This window comes from Gordonia jacobaea (assembly GCF_001186365.1).
In the GTDB taxonomy this organism is placed as follows: Bacteria; Actinomycetota; Actinomycetes; order Mycobacteriales; family Mycobacteriaceae; genus Gordonia; species Gordonia jacobaea.
Window position 1 is genome coordinate 21,882 of record NZ_LDTZ01000028.1, and the last position, 16,487, is coordinate 38,368.

The following is a 16,487-nucleotide window of genomic DNA, read 5'->3' on the forward strand; positions in this document are numbered from 1 at the left end:
CTTTCCTGCCGCAGGTTGCGCGCTGCTGCGAGAATCGTTCTGAGTCAAGGGATCTCGATGGTCTGATCGCGGCGAATCTCGCCGACGGCGCGCGTTATGTACGGCTCATGATCAACCTCTGCATCTGCCACCAAGTCGGCGGTCACCAGAATGGCAGCACTGATGATCTTGACGAGCGGAATCGATTGCGCAACAGCACCATTGACGCCGGACTGTTCGCCGACGCCCAGTGCGCCAAGGAGTACCGCTGCGACGGCGTCAGGATCGACCGGCGCATCCCAACGCGACGCAGAGGCGACGGCGCGGGTGAGAACATCGGACACGTCGTCGCCGCTCAACCCGTCCTGGTAGGACGTCTCGAGCAGCTCACGAACCATGTGCGAGTGCATTAGGCGGGCTGCGTCACCGTTCTTCTCGAGTTGCGCGACAGCGTCGTCGAAATCCTGCGAGACCTGGCTGCGCGCCGCTCTGATACCTCGGTCGGTTGCCGTGGCGATCTCCCGAGCCATCGGCGACCACTCCGCAGGATATTTATGGTTTCCCGTCACGGAGAGGGTCTCCTGTCTGTCGAAGTCCCGAGGGTACCTGGCCGACGCACCGACGCTCGCAGCCGGATGGGCCGGGGGAGCGCACTCGAGAGTTGACAACCGACTACCGCAGTCGGCGGCGCAGCACCTTGCCGGTGGCCGTTCGCGGCAGGGAGCCGACGATCTCGATCTCCCGGGGATACTTGTAGGCGGCCATTCGTTCGCGGCAAAACTCGATAAGTTCGGTCACTGTCGTCGTCGCGTCGGGCAGTAGGGCGACGTATGCCCGCGGCGATTCTCCGCGGTACTCGTCCGGAATCCCGACCACCGCCGTCTCGAGCACGGCCGGATGTGACTGCAGCACCTGCTCGATCTCGAATGGCCAGATCTTGTACCCCGACGCATTGATCAGGTTGTGGCTGCGATCGATGACAAAAAACCAGCCGTCGGCATCCATGAAACCTACGTCACCTGTACGCATCTCGCCGTTCTTCAGAACGGAGTCCTCGTCGTTCCGGTTCCAGTAACCCGCAGCGATTTGCGGCCCTGCCGTGACGATCTCACCAATTCTCCCTGGCGGCAGCGGTTCTCCGTTGTCGTCCACCACTCGCGTGGTTGTGTCGAAGATTGGCAGACCAACTGAAAGGGCCCCCGTTTCGGGGTCGACCGGCGCGAGAACGCCGGGCGGGACCATGTGCGTCGGCGAGGTGGACTCGGTCTGTCCGTACACGTTATGGATCATCCCTCCCAAGCGTTCCTCGATGCGCTCGGCGACCTCAGGCATGACCGGCGCGCCGCCCGAGTAGCGGAGTCGGAGTGACGTGAACGCCTCGGGCGAGACGTCGGGGTGGTCGGCGAGGGCGATGTACGCGGTGATCGCGGCGACTGAAAAGGCCGGGCGCCATGTGCGGACCGCGTCGACCACCAGACCGGCGTCGAATCGATGTGTGAGGACGAGCGGCGACCGCATCGACAATGCCAGCATGACCGAGCCGACCAAGCCGGTCACGTGGAAGATCGGCGACATGCACAGAATCGGCTCGCCGCTTTTCAGCCCGGTCCAATCTCGGTAGGCCTGCGCACTGAAAGTGAGATTGCGGTGCGTCAACATGGCGCCTTTGGGCGGGCCGGTGGTTCCCGAGGTCGGAGCCAGCACTGCGACGTCGTCCGGTGCCGGCACGTGTCGGACCATCTCAGGAGACCGCCTACCGATCAATTCGAGGAGTTCGACAGTCCCGTTGGCCGGGACCCGCGACACCTCGAACACGCGCTGCAGGTCATCGTTGCCGGCGAAGTCGAGCGGAGATGCGGTGACGACGAGTCGAATGGACCCGGTGTCGGCGACGGTATCGGCCACCTCAGCGTGCACCTCGTCGAGCACGAGGAGAGCGGTCGGCGTGAAATCGTCCAACGCTTTACGGAATTCGGAACGCTTATACATCGGGCTGATCAGCGCGGCGACGCCACCAACCTTCCAGGCCGCAAGGAGACCGAACACGATGGCCGGTCCGTTCTGGACGGCGATCCCCAGTCGGTCGCCGACCGCGAAGTCGTGTTCCTGCAGTACGTGGGCGACGGCGTCGGATGCGGCATCGACATCAGCCCAGCTGAGCGTCGTACCGAAATAGTGAATCGCGGGGGAGTCGGGGGCCGACGCGAGAGCTTCGTCGAACATGTCCAGCGGAGACCCGTATTCGACATCGAGATGGCCGGACAGCCCGGTCGGGTAGTGAGCCAGCCAGGGACGGCTCTCATAGACACTCATGCCGACAAGCGTTCTGCGTAACGCGCGCGATGCGACAGGTTGCAAATCACGAGCATGAGTCTACGAAAATGCGCGCCTCCCCATAAGCTGTTCAGTGTGGCCGAACAACCGATGACCGACAGCGGCGCAGTCGTGCGCGAGTTGCGTAAGCAAGCGGGCGTGACGTTGCGCGGTCTCGCAACTGGCATCGGGGTGAGCGTGGGAACCATGAGCGCGATCGAAAACGGCAAGGTTGGGCTCACCGTCGGCCGCCTGCAAGAGATCGCGCAGTTCGTCGACGTGCCCATCGCACGTTTCCTCGAGCCTCCCGAAACGGCGAGAACAGCAGCCGAAGACGACCCCGCGGACTGGCGGGTGTTCACGCCACTGACCCTCGACCCGGTGCTGGAGTCAGCGATCGACGTATTCGAGGAACTCGGCTATCACGGCGCAACGATGCGACTCATCGCCTCCGGCGCCGACATCAGCGTCGCCGGGATTTATCACCACTATCCGAGTAAACAGCACCTGCTCGTTGCGCTGGTCAACATTGCCTATTCCGAACTGGCACAACGCCTCGACGCAGCCGGAGAGGGCGTCGAGGCGGTAACGGCCTTCGCAAACATGGTGGAAGCGCTCACGCTGTTCCACGTCGAGCGACGTGCGCTGGCGATCGTGCTGGCAACCGAGCTACGACGCCTCGAGGAACCCAACCGCACACACCTGCAGTCGTCGATGGCGCAGATCGAGGGACGCCTGCGAGAGGTGGCCCGACGCGCTTCCGAGGGCGGGTCGTTCCGGTCAGAGGACCTATCGGTCGCGATCAAGGCCATCGTCACGATGTGCATGGCCGTCCCGACGTGGACCGACGATGCAGACGCAGCGCAGGGACAAGGAATCGCTCGTGAGTACGCGAATCTCGCGCTTGGCATGGTGGGGCTGCGCACCGACCACTAGGCGGTACGCCCCGTCGCTCGGTCAGATATCTCGAAGCGAGACTGTTCAGTATTTCTGAACTCGACTCCTGTGCTGGACATTCACGCCAGCCGCTGACAAATACTGAGCCATAACTGTTTTCACTCCTTGACGCCCGGCGCAGTCGAATGCGATGCTCGTCACAATGAACTTTCCGAGCGATCGCTCGCAATGTTCAGTCTGCAACTTCAGGATGTTTCCGGAACCGTTTCAGTTCCGCTCGGGTACGAATCAAAGGAGATCCAATGACCGAGATCGCTGCGCCGTCCATGGGTAGTCTGCTGGGGGCCGACACACCGTCGAACTGGGGTAAGTGGGGATCCGACGACGAGGTCGGCGCTCTGAACTACCTGGACGCGGCCGAGGTGCTCCGCGGCGTCGGCCACATCAAGTCCGGCGAGACCTTCACCCTGCAGATCGAGATGGGCCGCAAGGAGAGCCCCGGTGACCCGCTGTGGCCGGGGCGCGAAGGCATCAACAGGACCAATATCCTCGACGAGTCGTCCTGGGACGGCGAAGACGCACCGCAGTTCCCCGGTGGACTGCACTACGCCGACGACACCGCGAACATCTTCCTGCAGGGCTCAACGCAGTACGACGCTCTCGGTCACGTCTGGTATGACGGCAAGCTCTACAACGGCTACGACGCGCGCAGCACCGTCGACGCGCTCGATAAGGCGTCAGTCCTGCCGATCGCCGAGAAGGGTGTCGTCGGCCGCGGTGTGCTCATCGACATGGCCCGCCATCGCGGTAAGAAGTACCTGGACAAAGGGGAGACCTTCGACCACACCGACCTCGAAGCGGCCGCTGCCGCACAGGGTGTCACCATCGAACCGCACGACATCCTGGTCATCCGCACCGGATGGCTCACCTACTGGTACGAGCTAAACAACCCGGAGGAGTTCTACGACGGGTTCTGCGAGCCCGGCCTGACCTACTCTCGGGAACTCGTGCAGTGGTTCCAGGACAGGGAGATTCCGAACCTGGTCACCGACACCATCGCCAACGAGGTCACGACCGACCCGGAATCCGGTGTGGCACTGCCGCTTCATAACGCGCTGATGCGCAACCTAGGTGTGGTGTTCACCGAGATCGTCTGGCTCGAGGAACTCGCGGAGGCATGCGCGGCCGACAACCGCTGGAGCTTCCTCTACGTCGCGGCTCCGCTCAAGGTCGTCAGCGGCACTGGCGCGCCCGTGAACCCCGTCGTCATCCGCTGACTCATCCGTGAGCCATTCGCCGAAAGAGGAACGTCAGACATGAGTGTCTACGACGACAAGGTGTGGCGCAGCCACTACCGGAAACAGGATCTCGCGCCGCGGAACATCGAATTCGACACTGCGCTCGACATGTTCGCTGCCACGGCCGCACGCACCCCGGACGCCGACCTGATCCGTTACTTCGACGGGTCTATCACGGCCGGTGAGCTCGACGAGTTGACCGACGCGTTCGCCGTCGGGATCCTGGATCTGGGCTTCACCCCGGGCGACCGTGCGGTGATCTACGCCCAGAACATTCCGCAGTTCGTCATCGCGCAGCTGGGAATCTGGAAGGCCGGCGGCATCGCCGTGTCCGCCAATCCGATGTACCGCAGCCGTGAATTAGCCGAGATACTGGTCGATTCCGGCGCGACGCTACTGGTCGCGATGCAGTCCCTGTTCCGCGACGTCGCACAGGAAGCCCTGCGCGACAACGAGACTGCGGTTCGGACTGTAATCACAACCTCGGAGCTGGAGTACCAGTCCGCGAACACCGGAACCCTCGCCGGCGTCGAGCAGATCGACTGTCCCGACACTGTCGACCTTGCAACGATGCTCGCGAAATACCGCGGCCAACATCCGCCGAAGGCGGATCTGTCGGCCGACAGCGTCGCGTTCCTGACCTATACGTCAGGGACCACCGGACCACCCAAGGGCGCGATGACGACTCATCGCAACGTGGTCTTCAATGCGCAGACCTACCGCGACTGGGTCGGCATTGATGCCGATGACGTAATCCTCGGTGTGGCACCGCTGTTCCACATCACCGGCCTCATCGCGCACATCGCACTGGCCGAGTTGACGGGAGCGCCGCTGGTCCTGATGTATCGGATGGATCCGGCGGACACCATCGCGATCATCGCCCGCGAGAAGGCGACCTTCACCGTCGGATCGATAACGGTGTTCATTGCCTTGATGAACGTGCCGGACGTCGACCCGGTGGCGCTCGCCAGCCTGTCGAAGATCTATTCCGGCGGGGCACCTATCCCGCCCAGCACAATCGCTGAGTTCCAGGAGCGGTTCGGGCACTACATTCACAATGTGTACGGCCTGACCGAGACAACCTCGCCGTCGCATGCGGTGCCGTTCGGCGTGACTGCCCCGGCAGATGAAGAGACGGGTGCCACGTCGGTGGGCATTCCCGTCTACGACACCGTCGTCCGAATAGTCGACGAGCAGGGCAACGACCTGCCTGCGGGCGAGATCGGCGAGTTGGTCACGGCCGGTCCGCAAGTAGTCGCCGGCTACTGGAACAAACCGGAGGCGACCGCGAAGGGCATCCCCAACGGCGTACTCCACACCGGCGACGTCGGCTACATGGATGCCGATGGCTGGTTCTACATCGTCGACCGCAAGAAGGATCAGATCAATACCAGCGGCTTCAAGGTGTGGCCACGCGAGGTCGAAGACGTTCTCTACGAACATCCTTCGGTTCGCGAGGCGGCCGTCGTCGGCGTACCGGACTCTTACCGTGGCGAGACCGTGAAAGCCTTCGTGAGTCTGCGTCCGGGAACCAAGGCGACGCCGGAGGAACTGATCGATCACTGCAAGACACGCATGGCGGCATACAAGTATCCGCGTGAGGTCGTGGTCATGGGTGACATCCCCAAGACTGCCACCGGCAAGCTGCTGCGTCGTGAATTGCGAACGGTCGCACAGTGAGTCCGTGCCCGACTCCGGCGTCCTTTACCGAGCACCTATCTGGGTGAGGAACGTCAGGTTGTCCTCGAGGTGCCAGTCGGCGACGATTTGCGATCGTCCGACCTGCTGAATGTCGAAAGCGTTGAATCGGACTGGCTGGCCGTGCCCACGCACTCCGTCGTAAGTGCCTGTGAAGTGACCGGTGTAGACCTGCCTGACCGATACCCGGTCACCGCTGACCAGGACATCGGCAACGCTGCAGTGCAAATCGGGCACCGCGGCCCGGAACTGCCGTGATGCTTGTTCGATCCCTCGCAGCCCCTGCTGGCGCCCCTGCGGGAGCGTGTGATCAATAAACGAAGGACTGTCGGCGCGATGGAGGTACGTGACATCACCGGTGTCCCAAAAGGTGTACAACTCGCGCACCCGCAACAGCACCAGGCGCGCCCGCTGCGGCGATAGGCCAGCGTCGATCGTCACATGCTGCGGCTGAATCAGACCGTCGCCTCGCGCTGTCTCGTGTTGAGCGACTGCTGCTGGCTGACCGGTCTCTTTTCCGTCGGTGGCATGAGCGTCGGCGCCCACGCCACCGCCGAGAGTCACGATCGCGAAACCGGTCGCGATCAACACTCTGGTTCTCGAAAACACGCTGTGTCCCTTCGTAATCCGCTGTTACCGGAACGACAGTATGGTTTAGAAACCAGTACCTACAACGATACCGTCGAGACGCAGCTACTTCTGGCACGCAGTTACCCGCCGCGGTCTGCACTTCACGCCTCCGACCGCGCGGTACTCGGCGAACGCTGGACCTTCCTGGTTGTCGGGCACCGCGCGTCGTCGTGCCCCCTGGGGGCTCGTTTGATTTTGGAGCCGATGCTGTTCCGCACCCCTAATGACCTGCACTAACAGTCGCTTTTGCGCGTGCAAAGTGTGACAATGGCCATATTAGAGGTCGGCCCCTATCCGCGATATCCGACTACAACGCAGGGGACACAATGAAGTGGCGTCAATTCTTGACCGGCGCGCTGATCGCCGGCATTCTGCCCGCGATTCTTCTGCTAACCGCGGGCACCGCGGGCGCGAGTCCTGCACCGGACCCCAGGAATGATCCCTTCTACCGCCAGCCGACGTCGTTCGCCGGGCACACACCTGGGCAGATCCTCAAGAGTCGACCGATCGAGGTCGGCTTGGCCGGAGTCCCACTACCTTTCACCGCGTACCAGATTCAGTACGTCAGCACCGACACCTCGGGTGTCCGCCAAGCCGCTATCGCGACGCTTCTCAAGCCACTGACCGCGAGCGGATCACCAAAACTGGTGTCCTACCAACCTGCGATCGACAGCCTGTCGTCAAGGTGCGATCCGTCGTATCAGCTGCGGAGCGGCACCAGTCTCGAAGTCCCGCAAATCGCAGGCCTACTCAACCAAGGGTGGACTGTTGTGGTGCCGGACTTCCTCGGCCCCGACCACCAGTGGGGCGTCGGGCACGTCGAGGGTCAGAGCACGTTGGACGGAATCCGCGCAGCCGAGAACTTCGCCCCGGCCAAACTCGAGGCTCGGAAAACACCGGTGGCGCTGACCGGTTACTCCGGCGGTGCGCGCGGCACCGAAATCGCCTACGAACTCGCCCCGGCCTACGCGCCCGAGCTCAACATCGTCGGCGCCGCGGCTGGGGGACTCGGTGTCGACATGGAGAGAATCAGTCGCAACGCCAACGGAGGCCTCTTCTCTGGGGTCGTATTCGCCGGCCTATTCGGCCTTGACCGCGCCTATCCATCGATGAAGATGGACTCGATCCTCACTGAAAAGGGCAAAGAGCTACGACGCACGCTCTCCGGTATGTGCGTATTCGAGTACACCGCCGCCTATGCGTTCAAGCGTGTGCAGTCATACACCGTCGGCGGTATCGACCCGCTCACTGTGCCCGCGGTCCGGACCGCACTCGCCGAGAACAAGCCCGGCGCTTTCGGTACACCCAAGGCTCCCGGCTATTTCTACAACGCCAGTGCCGACGAGCTCGTGATCCCGGCTGATGTCGACAAGCTCGCTGCTCGATACTGTGCCAAAGGTGTTGTGGTGCAATCAGTAACCCAACCCGGCGATCACGTCTCTATGTTGGCAACCGGCTATCCCGGTGCCGTCGATTGGATCGCCGACCGATTCGCCGACAAGCCAGCCCCGAGCACCTGCTGAACGCGAGAGCACGTGCCGCACAAGCAGATAGCCTCTTCGTCCTAGTTGACGCACTGGAGCAGCTGGGTCTGGCGTTCGGCGGGCTGGATCAGCACCCGGGGGATCCGGCAGGTGCTCGACGCCATCTCCGACGCCCCGGCGCGGGTCCGCAACGCACGTCACGACATGCTGGCCGCTGACGACATCGCAGCCATGCTCCGCATCGAGGCCGGCCGTAGCCCGCACGACAAGAACCTCATCGCATTGATCGGTGAACTCTCCACGCAGAGCGAGGAATTCCGGCAACGATGGGCCGCGCACAACGTGCGCTTCCATCGGACCGGACGCAAGATTCTCCGACATCCGGTGGTGGATGTACTCGAACTCGACTACGAGGCAATGGAATTCCCCGCGCACCCCAACCTGACCCTGCTGGTCTACACCGAGGCCGCCGCCGGGACGCCCGCGTCCGATGGATTGAAAGTCCTCGCCAGGTGGGCGGCCACCGCCACCGAATCGGGCGCACTCCGCACTCTACCGAGCTGATTGTCGCGTCATTCTGTGGCGGCGGCGTTGGGGACGTCGAGCATCGCTCGTTTCAGAGTCGCGAGAGGTGACGCAGGTGATTTGCACGTATGCGCATGGTTTGTTGTCGATACACGACTGTGGGGTTCTGGCAATACCCCTTACACCTGTACATCGCCCAAAGCGAGCCGGTGGTCCGAGCCGCCGCTGACCCCGCGGCGTCACACCCGATGACGGGGTTATCTGCGCAATTCGCGGAGTCCGAGGAACAACGGGAATGTGAATGACACGGCAACCAAAAATGAGAGGGGGATGAGCAGCAGTGGCCAGGGGTGCGCTCCGAGGCTGCGTCGGTGGCGCCAGAAGTAAAGGCACGCTGCGGCGGTGATGACGAGTAGGTCTGTTCCCGCGGAGGATGAGGCGCTGTTGGCGAACCATCCGGTGAGGTAGTTGCCCAGACTGAAACCGCCTTCAGCGCTGGTCCATTGAATGTTGAAGTACCAGGTCCCGATGAGCCCGGCGATAGCGAGGGCGAAGTAGACGGCGGCAGCAGCTCGTTGATTCAGTTTGTGCCGGGAGGGATCAGTGGGCTGTGTAGCGGGAGCTGTGTTGTCAGTCATGGTTGCCTCGTGTCGTGGTGCCGATGACGTCGGTGCGGGAGGGTGTGTGTGGGCGTAGCGGACGATGCCGGCAGCTGCGGTAATCGCGGCGAGACCCAGAACGGCTATTGCTGTCCAGGTGATCGAGTCGGGCTCGAGGAGGGCTTGGCCTCGCAGTGCTTGCCAGAGCACTCCAGCGGTCACGGCAGCCCATGCGGCGGAGAGGAATACGACGATGCGGGTGCGGGTTCCGACACTGAGTCGATGTCCCCGTGTGACGGCGAGATAGACAGCGACAAGCGGAATGATTTGCAGTGCGTGCATTCCGACGAAGTGGGCGATGCGCAGGTCGCCGTGGCGAGAGTTCCAGCCCAGCAGAAAGATTCCACCGGATGAGTCGTCGCCTCCGACGGAGTGGGATCCGGCTGTGGTGGGCGGTAGCTCGGTGAGTTGATGTGTGGTGGGGATGAGCATGATGAATCCGACGGAGATTCCAGCGAGAGCGATGACGACACTGAGACGTAACGCCCACTGGATACTGCGGTCGGCCATGGTGGTGAAGAACGCAAGCGCACCACCGATGATGGCGGTGGTGGTGAACAGCAAGATCGCGCCTACTCCCATCACAATGTAGAGCGCTGAGTTCAGGGGTGTCGACACATTGAAGTGGCTGCTCGTCCCGCGGATCACCTGAATCGAGATAATGGCGATTTCGATGAGAGATGCGGTGGCCCCGGTCAGCGCAGCGACGCGGCCCGTCCGGGCAAGGCGCGGGCCCTGGACTTGGCCGAGCATCCAGGCCAAGGTGATGGCATACACGCACAGCGAGACGCTGAACTTAAACGGTTTGGCCCAGATGGGGTCTCCGCTGAGGGTGCGAGGATCGACGACAATACCGATGGCGCTGACGATTGCCCACACCGCCATTGCAGCGGACAGCCACAGCAGCGGCCGGTACCAGCCCTTGATGTCGCCGGTGGACACGTGCGCCGTCTGCCGCCAGCTCGTCGGCGCAATCTGCGCGCTCATACCACGATCTCGATCGAGGTCATGTCTTCCGACAGATCCCAGAGGCGTTGCGCAACACCGGCGGCTCTGGCGCGCTTCGATGCGCGAATCACTTGTGCGCCGCCACGCATGTGGAAAAGGTGCCGAGGACCGGTGAACGATCCCGCTGGCAGCTCACCGGTAGCGGCGAGCATGACCGGCAAGGCACCCGCCTGGGGCGACTGCCCCAGCACCGGGACCAGCCTGTCCCACACACCTGGTCGTGTGCCGGGGTCGCGGTCGTAAATCGCGGTGGTCACCAGGCCCGGATGCGCGGCGAACGCGGTCACCGGCGAGTTCGCCGTGGCCAGCCGGCGTGCGAGTTCAAAGGTGAACAGAAGATTCGCCATCTTCGAATCGGCATAGGCGCGGGCCGGGTTGTAGGCGCGCCTGGCCCAGTTGACGTCATCGAGATCCAGTCGGCTGGCACGCTCGGCTTGCGACGCCACGGTCACGATGCGCGATCGCACCCGCGGAAGCAGCAAAGCCGTCCAGGCAAAGTGACCCAGGTGGTTGGTGCCGAACTGCATCTCGAACCCATCGGCGGTGTGTTGCAGAGTCGGCGACGACACACCCGCGTTATTGACGAGGATGTCGACAGGCTCGGTGACAGAGGCCGCACCGCGGCAGATCGAGTCGAGGTCGGCCAAGTCCACCTCGACCACCGCATGCTCGCTGAGGCCGCCACGCAACGTCTGCGCGACCGCGGCCCCGCGATTACGGTCGCGCACCGCGAGCAGGACTCTCGCCCCGGCATCGGCGGCGGCGACCGCGGTGGCCCGGCCTATTCCACTACTCGCGCCGGTGATCAGCACGGTCTGTCCGGTCAGGGCGGCATATCTCGAGGAGGGGTTCATAGCCACAATGTAGCGCTCGCCTACATTGTAGGCAATGCCTACATACATGTAGGGTGGCCTAATGACGCCGTACCACCATGGGTCTCTACGTTCTGCGCTGCTTGCCGAGGCGCGAGAGGTGATAGCCGTCGACGGCGTTGACGCCGTGACGATGCGGGGTTTGGCCAAGCGGGTGGGGGTTAGTCACGGTGCGCCGGGGAGGCATTTCCCCGACCGCGATGCGCTCCTTGATGAAGTGGCCGCCGAGGGCTTCGCCGAACTGACGGCGATACTGCGCGCAGCCGACGTCACCGACGACATCGACCACGGTCTACGGCACTACATAGCCGAGCACGTCCGCTTCGCGACAACCAACGCCGCGCTGATGGAGCTCATGTTCTCGACTAGCGCTCGCGGACCACGAGCATCGGCTGCCGCCGACGAGTTTTTCACCCAAGGCCGAGGACTCCTCGGCGACAGCGCGTCCGGTCCTCCCGGGCCATTGGTCTATGCAGTGACCGCGATGGTGGAGGGTATCGGCGCATTGGCTGTGTCAGGTCGTCTGCCGGCCGAACGCGTTGACGATGTCATCGATTGCGCACTAGAACTGCTGTGGCCTGCAATGGCAGCCCAACGTTCACCTGTGCACTGGCGTCCTCACCCGGCTCCGTACACTGTGCCGCCGCACCAGTCAGATAAGTCGACCTCGTGATCACGACCGCGGTTGTCGGACTGCGCAACCGGGTTCCTTCGGCAATTGCGACGCTTCGTCGTAGCGTCATCGCCACCGAGTGTGTTCCAGCGCCACCCGTTGCGCTCCAGGTTCTAGACACAAGGAGTCTCACAACATGGACATGGAATTCCGGTCGGGCATCGTCAACACGGAGCGTCACTCGACGTACTTTGTGACGTGCGGTCCGGTCGACGGGCCATTGATGTTCTTCGTGCACGGCTGGCCGGGAATCTCGGCGATGTGGCGAGCCCACATGGCGGCGTTCGCCGCAGACGGATGGCGCTGCATCGCTCCAGACCTGCGCGGTTACGGCCAATCGTCAGCCCCGTCGGGTGCCAGCTCGTACACCGTCGAGAACGCGGTGAACGACCTTGCAGAACTCCACGACCATCTCGGCGGTACCGCAGCAATTTGGGTGGGACACGACTGGGGAAGCGCGGTCGTCGGAGCGCTTGCAGCGCACCACCCACAGCGGTGCCGGGCCGCGGTCTTGACGTCGTGGGCCTACTTCCCTCGAGCCAACAGCCTGGCAAATCTCGTCGCGGTCGTGGACCGCGATATTTACCCGGCAGACGAGTACCCCTACGGACAGTGGGACTACTTCCATTACTACACAACACATTTCGACGAAGCTGTCGCCGACCTCGACGCCGACACCGCCGCCGCGTTGGCCTCCATCTACAGACCGGGGGACCCGGCCGCGGTTGGGACGGTATCCCCGAGTGCCTCTGTGACACGCAACGGAGGCCGTTTCGGCCCGTCACACCGGCCTCCTGCTGCGGAGCCTGACCCAGCCCTGTGGCCAGCGAGCGACTTCAACCTCCTGGTAGCCGGGTTTGAGTCGCACGGCTTCGCTCCGTCGTGTGCGTGGTACACCAACGACGACGCCAACACCGACTTTGCCCGGCGAGCCCCCCACGACGGGCGCTTGTGTCAACCGGTTCTCTTCGTCAACGGCGAGTGGGACCTCATCTGCACCATCACGGGCAACCATCAAGGAGACCCGATGCGAGAGGCCTGCTCAGACCTCACCATCGTCGACATCAACGCCGGACACTGGCTCCCGCTCGAGCGGCCAGACGAGCACATCAGCGCCATTCGCGCATGGCTAAGTAATCACCGCTAATCGCGCCACTTCGCTTCTCAATACGATGAAGTTAGCGTTGACCCCGGATCTTGGCACAGGGTTGCAGCGGTAGCCGCAAACGAGGCAGGCCAACGCGGGCGCGCCCGTGCGACATGCTCAAGTGACACCGTCGACGTCGGGGGAGCCCATCCGCCGGCCAGAGCTACGCGGTACCGGCCACCCGCCACAGGTCGTCGCCCGCCTCCGCGCGAGTAGGAGAGTGTGTGACAGTGGCTGATTCTGCCACGCTGCGGTCGTGATCGGGGGTCAGCGCTGCGGACGCATGGTGGCATGAGCGTCTGCGAACTCCCATACGTCGTGCACCAGGCGGTCCGGGGTCTCGACCTGGGGTAGGTGACCTGCGTTGGCAATGACGTCGAGACGGGCACCGGGGATGGCCGTGGCGTACCTCCGCCCGTGGCTGATCGGCACCATTGCATCTGCCGCACCCCATACCACCAGCACCGGTGCGGTGATCTTTGCGAGCCGCCCGAGTAGCGTGCGGTCGCCCATCTGCACTCCTGAGAGGGCACGCAGGGTGGCCTTGTTCGAAACCATATTTTGCTGCACGGCCGCCGGCAGTGCAGACGTGTCGAGTCGGTAATGGTCGGGGTTGTAGTAGCTGATGTCGGTCACCTCGTCCATGGTGAGGCTGAAGAAGTCTTTGGTGGGGTCGTCTTCGATGATGAGGCCCACAGCATTGACGAGTACGACACTGCTTATACGAGAGTTGAGGGCGAGGGCCATTTCCGCTGCGGTCCACCCGCCTACAGAATTGCCCACCACGGTCACGTCGTGGAGGTCCAGTTTCTCAATCAGCGCAAGGTGGACCGCGGCGAGATCTTTGATGGTCGTCAACGCGGAAGGCCGAGGGGTGCCGTCGAACCCGGGATGGATTGGAGCAATTACGCGAGCGTGGCGGGTGGTGGCCAGCAGTTTGACGAATTCGCGGACCGAGTTTGAACCTGCGCCTCCGTGCAGGACCACGAAAGGGTGGCCTTGGCCGTGTTCGAAATAGCTGACGGGTGTGGTGCCGGCGTCGGTGCTGACAAGAGCGGTCTTGGTGGTCACTGGTGCGTTCATGTCGTTGTCTCCTTCTCGGCGGGTCGTGCGTGTTATCGATGGGCAGATGGCAGTCGAGAGGTTCATAAAGTGCCTCGGCGACACCCGCATGCAAACGCAACAGTCGCCGCAGTCGTGCGAGCGGACACACTCCCTGCCGCAGTTGTCCGCATGGAACCCCGTAATCTCATGACATCAGCTTATATCAACATGTTGATATAAGCATGCTGAGGAACGTTCGACCGGGCGGTAAGGTTTGCTGGTGTCTTCGATGCAGGATGTGGCGCTGCTCATCAAGCGGCTGCAGAACCAACACCACAAAACACTCGACGCTGCGCTGGGCGCCATAGGACTTACCCTGGTTCAATGGGACGCGCTGCGGCACCTGTCGCAGCACCCCGAAGCATCGCTACACGCCTTAGCGCAGTTGACCTTTCAGTCCGACCAAGGGTTCGGAACCCTGGCTGCCCGAATGGAAGATCGCGGCCTGGTCCAGCGGGAGGCAGGCCATGGTCGCGCCGTTACCCTGACGATGACTGCGAAGGGGCGAAGCCTCCTGGCGGACGCGGCGCACGTAGTGGACCAGACATTGACCGGCACACTCGGTCAGCTCACCCAGGGTGAACTCGATGACCTCCACCGGTTACTTGACGAGGCACTCCGTCCCGATAGCACCTCGTAACCGCGAAGCGGTGCTCCCGTAGTCGACGTTCCGGTCGTCGCTGAGGCATCGACGACGCGGACGTACGCGCTAACAAACCAACCACTGGAACCCGATTACGTCACAGTGACGAAATGGGGCAGACGGCGAATCCGTCCGCGTCATGCCCGAGCAGGCCATCTTGGTGGCGATAGAGGCTGGATCTTCCTTGAGCAGCACAGCCGGTCACAATGAGCACGCGTCGCCGCACCGAACGATAGCCTCTGCGCAACCCGACGACTCAAGCGATGGAGTGTTGTCGAAACTACGACGGAACAGACCGACGGCTCGCCAAATGGATGACAATTCGCCAATCTCGGTAATCATCAACGACGACGACGCGCCCGAGGCCAGCACGCGCTTCTCGGTATAGTGCCGATAAGAAACATTATGTAAAGTAAACCGCTGCATATTGCAGCAGATGAATCACAGCTAGACCACCGCCCGCGCCCTGTCGGATGAGTGAAACGGCGATACGTTGTGGTTGGAAAGTCTATCGAGAGGATCGAGCCATGACGGCCGCACCTCCTGGAAGACCCAAGCTTCCGAACCGTCTGTCTCAAGGAGTGCTTCACATCGATCTGGACTTCTTCCTCGTCCCAGAATGCCGCAACAGTTTCGACGAAATCCTGCTCGTCCCCGTCGGCGTCGGACTGAGCGTCGAGAACCTGACTGGGCGTGGGCTTGCGAGGCGAACGCTTGCGTACGCACGTCAGAAACCCAGACTTGCAACGGTCCCAAATCGCCCTCACGCATCCGGTGTCGGTACTCGCCGAACCCTGTCCCTCGCTGCCGCGCCTCGCTATTGAATACAACGCTGCCGCGCGGCCAGGCTGTGCACCTGGGTGCGAATATGCAGCGATCGAATACGCAGGATTACCAGTAGCACCGAAACGCGCGGTTCGAGAGCAGCGCCGGATCGTCGGTCCACCCCGACATCGCAGGCGTTAACGTTGGACGTCGAGAACTTGTTTTTGAATTCCGTTGTTGTAGACCTCATGTTCGACTAGGACGAGCTTGGTTGCGTCTTTATCGGTCCGGCTGAACAGCTGTTTTCCGGCGCCGAGAAGGAGCGGAAACACCAGTAGGTGGTATCGGTCGACTAGACCGGCGTCGGCCAGCGCGGCACCCAACGTGGCGCTGCCGTGGACCGCAATCGGGCCACCGTCACCCTCCTTGAGTCGGCGCACCTCGTCGATTGAGCGCAGCACCGTCGCCGGCCACCGCTTGTCGTCACCGTCGAGAGTCGTTGACACCACGTAGCGGGGCATCGAGTTGTACCCCGCGAATTCGTCCATTGTGGGCCAGACCGGCGCGAACGCCTCATACGATCGGCGCCCTAACAGCAAGGCAGCTGTTTCGTGCTGCTCGCGGCCCTTGAGTTCATACGCCGCCGGATCGAAAGCGACATCCTTGAACGTCCAACCCGAGTTGCGGTACCCGGGCTCCCCACCAGGGGCCTCCATGACTCCATCGAGTGAAACGAAGGCCGAGACGATAAGTGTGCGCATGACTCTCCTGGACTGGTGATGAAACGGCTAA

General features: G+C 62.8%; 15 protein-coding genes and 1 pseudogene. 8 read left to right on the plus strand and 8 right to left on the minus strand.

What is annotated here, in order from left to right:
• Positions 1-44: 44 nt before the first annotated feature.
• Together ABW18_RS21745 and ABW18_RS21750 are read right to left on the minus strand one after the other, a co-directional pair.
• Complete coding sequence (locus tag ABW18_RS21745; RefSeq protein ID WP_049701035.1) at positions 45-509, minus strand: hypothetical protein; 465 nt, start codon at positions 507-509, stop codon at positions 45-47.
• Positions 510-651: 142 nt separating this feature from the next.
• Complete coding sequence (locus ABW18_RS21750) at positions 652-2,292, minus strand: class I adenylate-forming enzyme family protein (protein ID WP_049701036.1); 1,641 nt, start codon at positions 2,290-2,292, stop codon at positions 652-654.
• 96 nt (positions 2,293-2,388) lie between these two features.
• On the opposite strand from ABW18_RS21750, the gene ABW18_RS21755 reads away from it, so the two are divergent.
• From ABW18_RS21755 to ABW18_RS21765, 3 genes are all read left to right on the plus strand, one after another.
• Complete coding sequence (locus ABW18_RS21755) at positions 2,389-3,228, plus strand: TetR-type transcription factor C-terminal domain-containing protein (protein WP_235434491.1); 840 nt, start codon at positions 2,389-2,391, stop codon at positions 3,226-3,228.
• Between the two features lie 263 nt (positions 3,229-3,491).
• A complete protein-coding gene (locus ABW18_RS21760) occupies positions 3,492-4,466 on the plus strand; it encodes a cyclase family protein (protein WP_049701037.1) in 975 nt (324 codons plus the stop codon).
• A 39-nt stretch (positions 4,467-4,505) separates the two neighbouring features.
• The gene (locus ABW18_RS21765) at positions 4,506-6,167 is read left to right on the plus strand and encodes a class I adenylate-forming enzyme family protein (protein ID WP_049701038.1); all 1,662 of its coding nucleotides are present in this window, start codon (positions 4,506-4,508) and stop codon (positions 6,165-6,167) included.
• 24 nt (positions 6,168-6,191) lie between these two features.
• Here ABW18_RS21765 and ABW18_RS21770 read toward each other — a convergent pair whose 3' ends face one another.
• Positions 6,192-6,794: an ester cyclase gene (locus tag ABW18_RS21770; RefSeq protein WP_200903303.1), complete on the minus strand. Its 603-nt coding sequence runs from the start codon at positions 6,792-6,794 to the stop codon at positions 6,192-6,194.
• A 347-nt stretch (positions 6,795-7,141) separates the two neighbouring features.
• Between ABW18_RS21770 and ABW18_RS21775 the strand changes: the two genes are divergently transcribed.
• On the plus strand, positions 7,142-8,338 hold the full coding sequence (locus tag ABW18_RS21775; RefSeq protein WP_049701039.1) for a lipase family protein: 1,197 nt from the start codon (positions 7,142-7,144) through the stop codon (positions 8,336-8,338).
• A gap of 102 nt (positions 8,339-8,440) precedes the next feature.
• Positions 8,441-8,863 (plus strand): annotated as a pseudogene (locus tag ABW18_RS21780) (MmyB family transcriptional regulator); the annotation flags it as partial.
• Positions 8,864-9,081: 218 nt separating this feature from the next.
• Here ABW18_RS21780 and ABW18_RS21785 read toward each other — a convergent pair.
• Positions 9,082-10,470, minus strand: coding sequence for a DUF2834 domain-containing protein (locus ABW18_RS21785; protein WP_049701040.1), 1,389 nt, complete (start codon positions 10,468-10,470; stop codon positions 9,082-9,084).
• The gene (locus ABW18_RS21790; RefSeq protein ID WP_049701041.1) at positions 10,467-11,345 is read right to left on the minus strand and encodes an SDR family NAD(P)-dependent oxidoreductase; all 879 of its coding nucleotides are present in this window, start codon (positions 11,343-11,345) and stop codon (positions 10,467-10,469) included. Before ABW18_RS21790 ends, ABW18_RS21785 begins: the two co-directional genes overlap by 4 nt.
• Positions 11,346-11,406: 61 nt before the next feature.
• Between ABW18_RS21790 and ABW18_RS21795 the strand changes: the two genes are divergently transcribed.
• Positions 11,407-12,036 (plus strand): TetR/AcrR family transcriptional regulator, encoded by a 630-nt coding sequence (locus ABW18_RS21795; protein ID WP_083444503.1) that lies wholly within the window; start codon positions 11,407-11,409, stop codon positions 12,034-12,036.
• A 136-nt stretch (positions 12,037-12,172) separates the two neighbouring features.
• Entirely contained in the window at positions 12,173-13,183 is a 1,011-nt protein-coding gene (locus tag ABW18_RS21800) for an alpha/beta fold hydrolase (protein ID WP_049701043.1), read from the plus strand.
• Positions 13,184-13,450: 267 nt separating this feature from the next.
• On the opposite strand, the gene ABW18_RS21805 is transcribed toward ABW18_RS21800, so the two are convergent.
• On the minus strand, positions 13,451-14,266 hold the full coding sequence (locus tag ABW18_RS21805; protein ID WP_049701044.1) for an alpha/beta fold hydrolase: 816 nt from the start codon (positions 14,264-14,266) through the stop codon (positions 13,451-13,453).
• Positions 14,267-14,516: 250 nt separating this feature from the next.
• Between ABW18_RS21805 and ABW18_RS21810 the strand changes: the two genes are divergently transcribed.
• Entirely contained in the window at positions 14,517-14,927 is a 411-nt protein-coding gene (locus tag ABW18_RS21810; protein ID WP_049701045.1) for a MarR family winged helix-turn-helix transcriptional regulator, read from the plus strand.
• Between the two features lie 450 nt (positions 14,928-15,377).
• Here the strand turns inward: ABW18_RS21810 and ABW18_RS23545 are convergent, their stop codons facing one another.
• Both ABW18_RS23545 and ABW18_RS21815 read right to left on the minus strand, forming a co-directional pair.
• Entirely contained in the window at positions 15,378-15,701 is a 324-nt protein-coding gene (locus ABW18_RS23545) for an antitoxin MazE-like protein (protein ID WP_349680266.1), read from the minus strand.
• A gap of 191 nt (positions 15,702-15,892) precedes the next feature.
• The gene (locus ABW18_RS21815; protein ID WP_049701046.1) at positions 15,893-16,456 is read right to left on the minus strand and encodes a dihydrofolate reductase family protein; all 564 of its coding nucleotides are present in this window, start codon (positions 16,454-16,456) and stop codon (positions 15,893-15,895) included.
• Between the last annotated feature and the right edge of the window lie 31 nt (positions 16,457-16,487).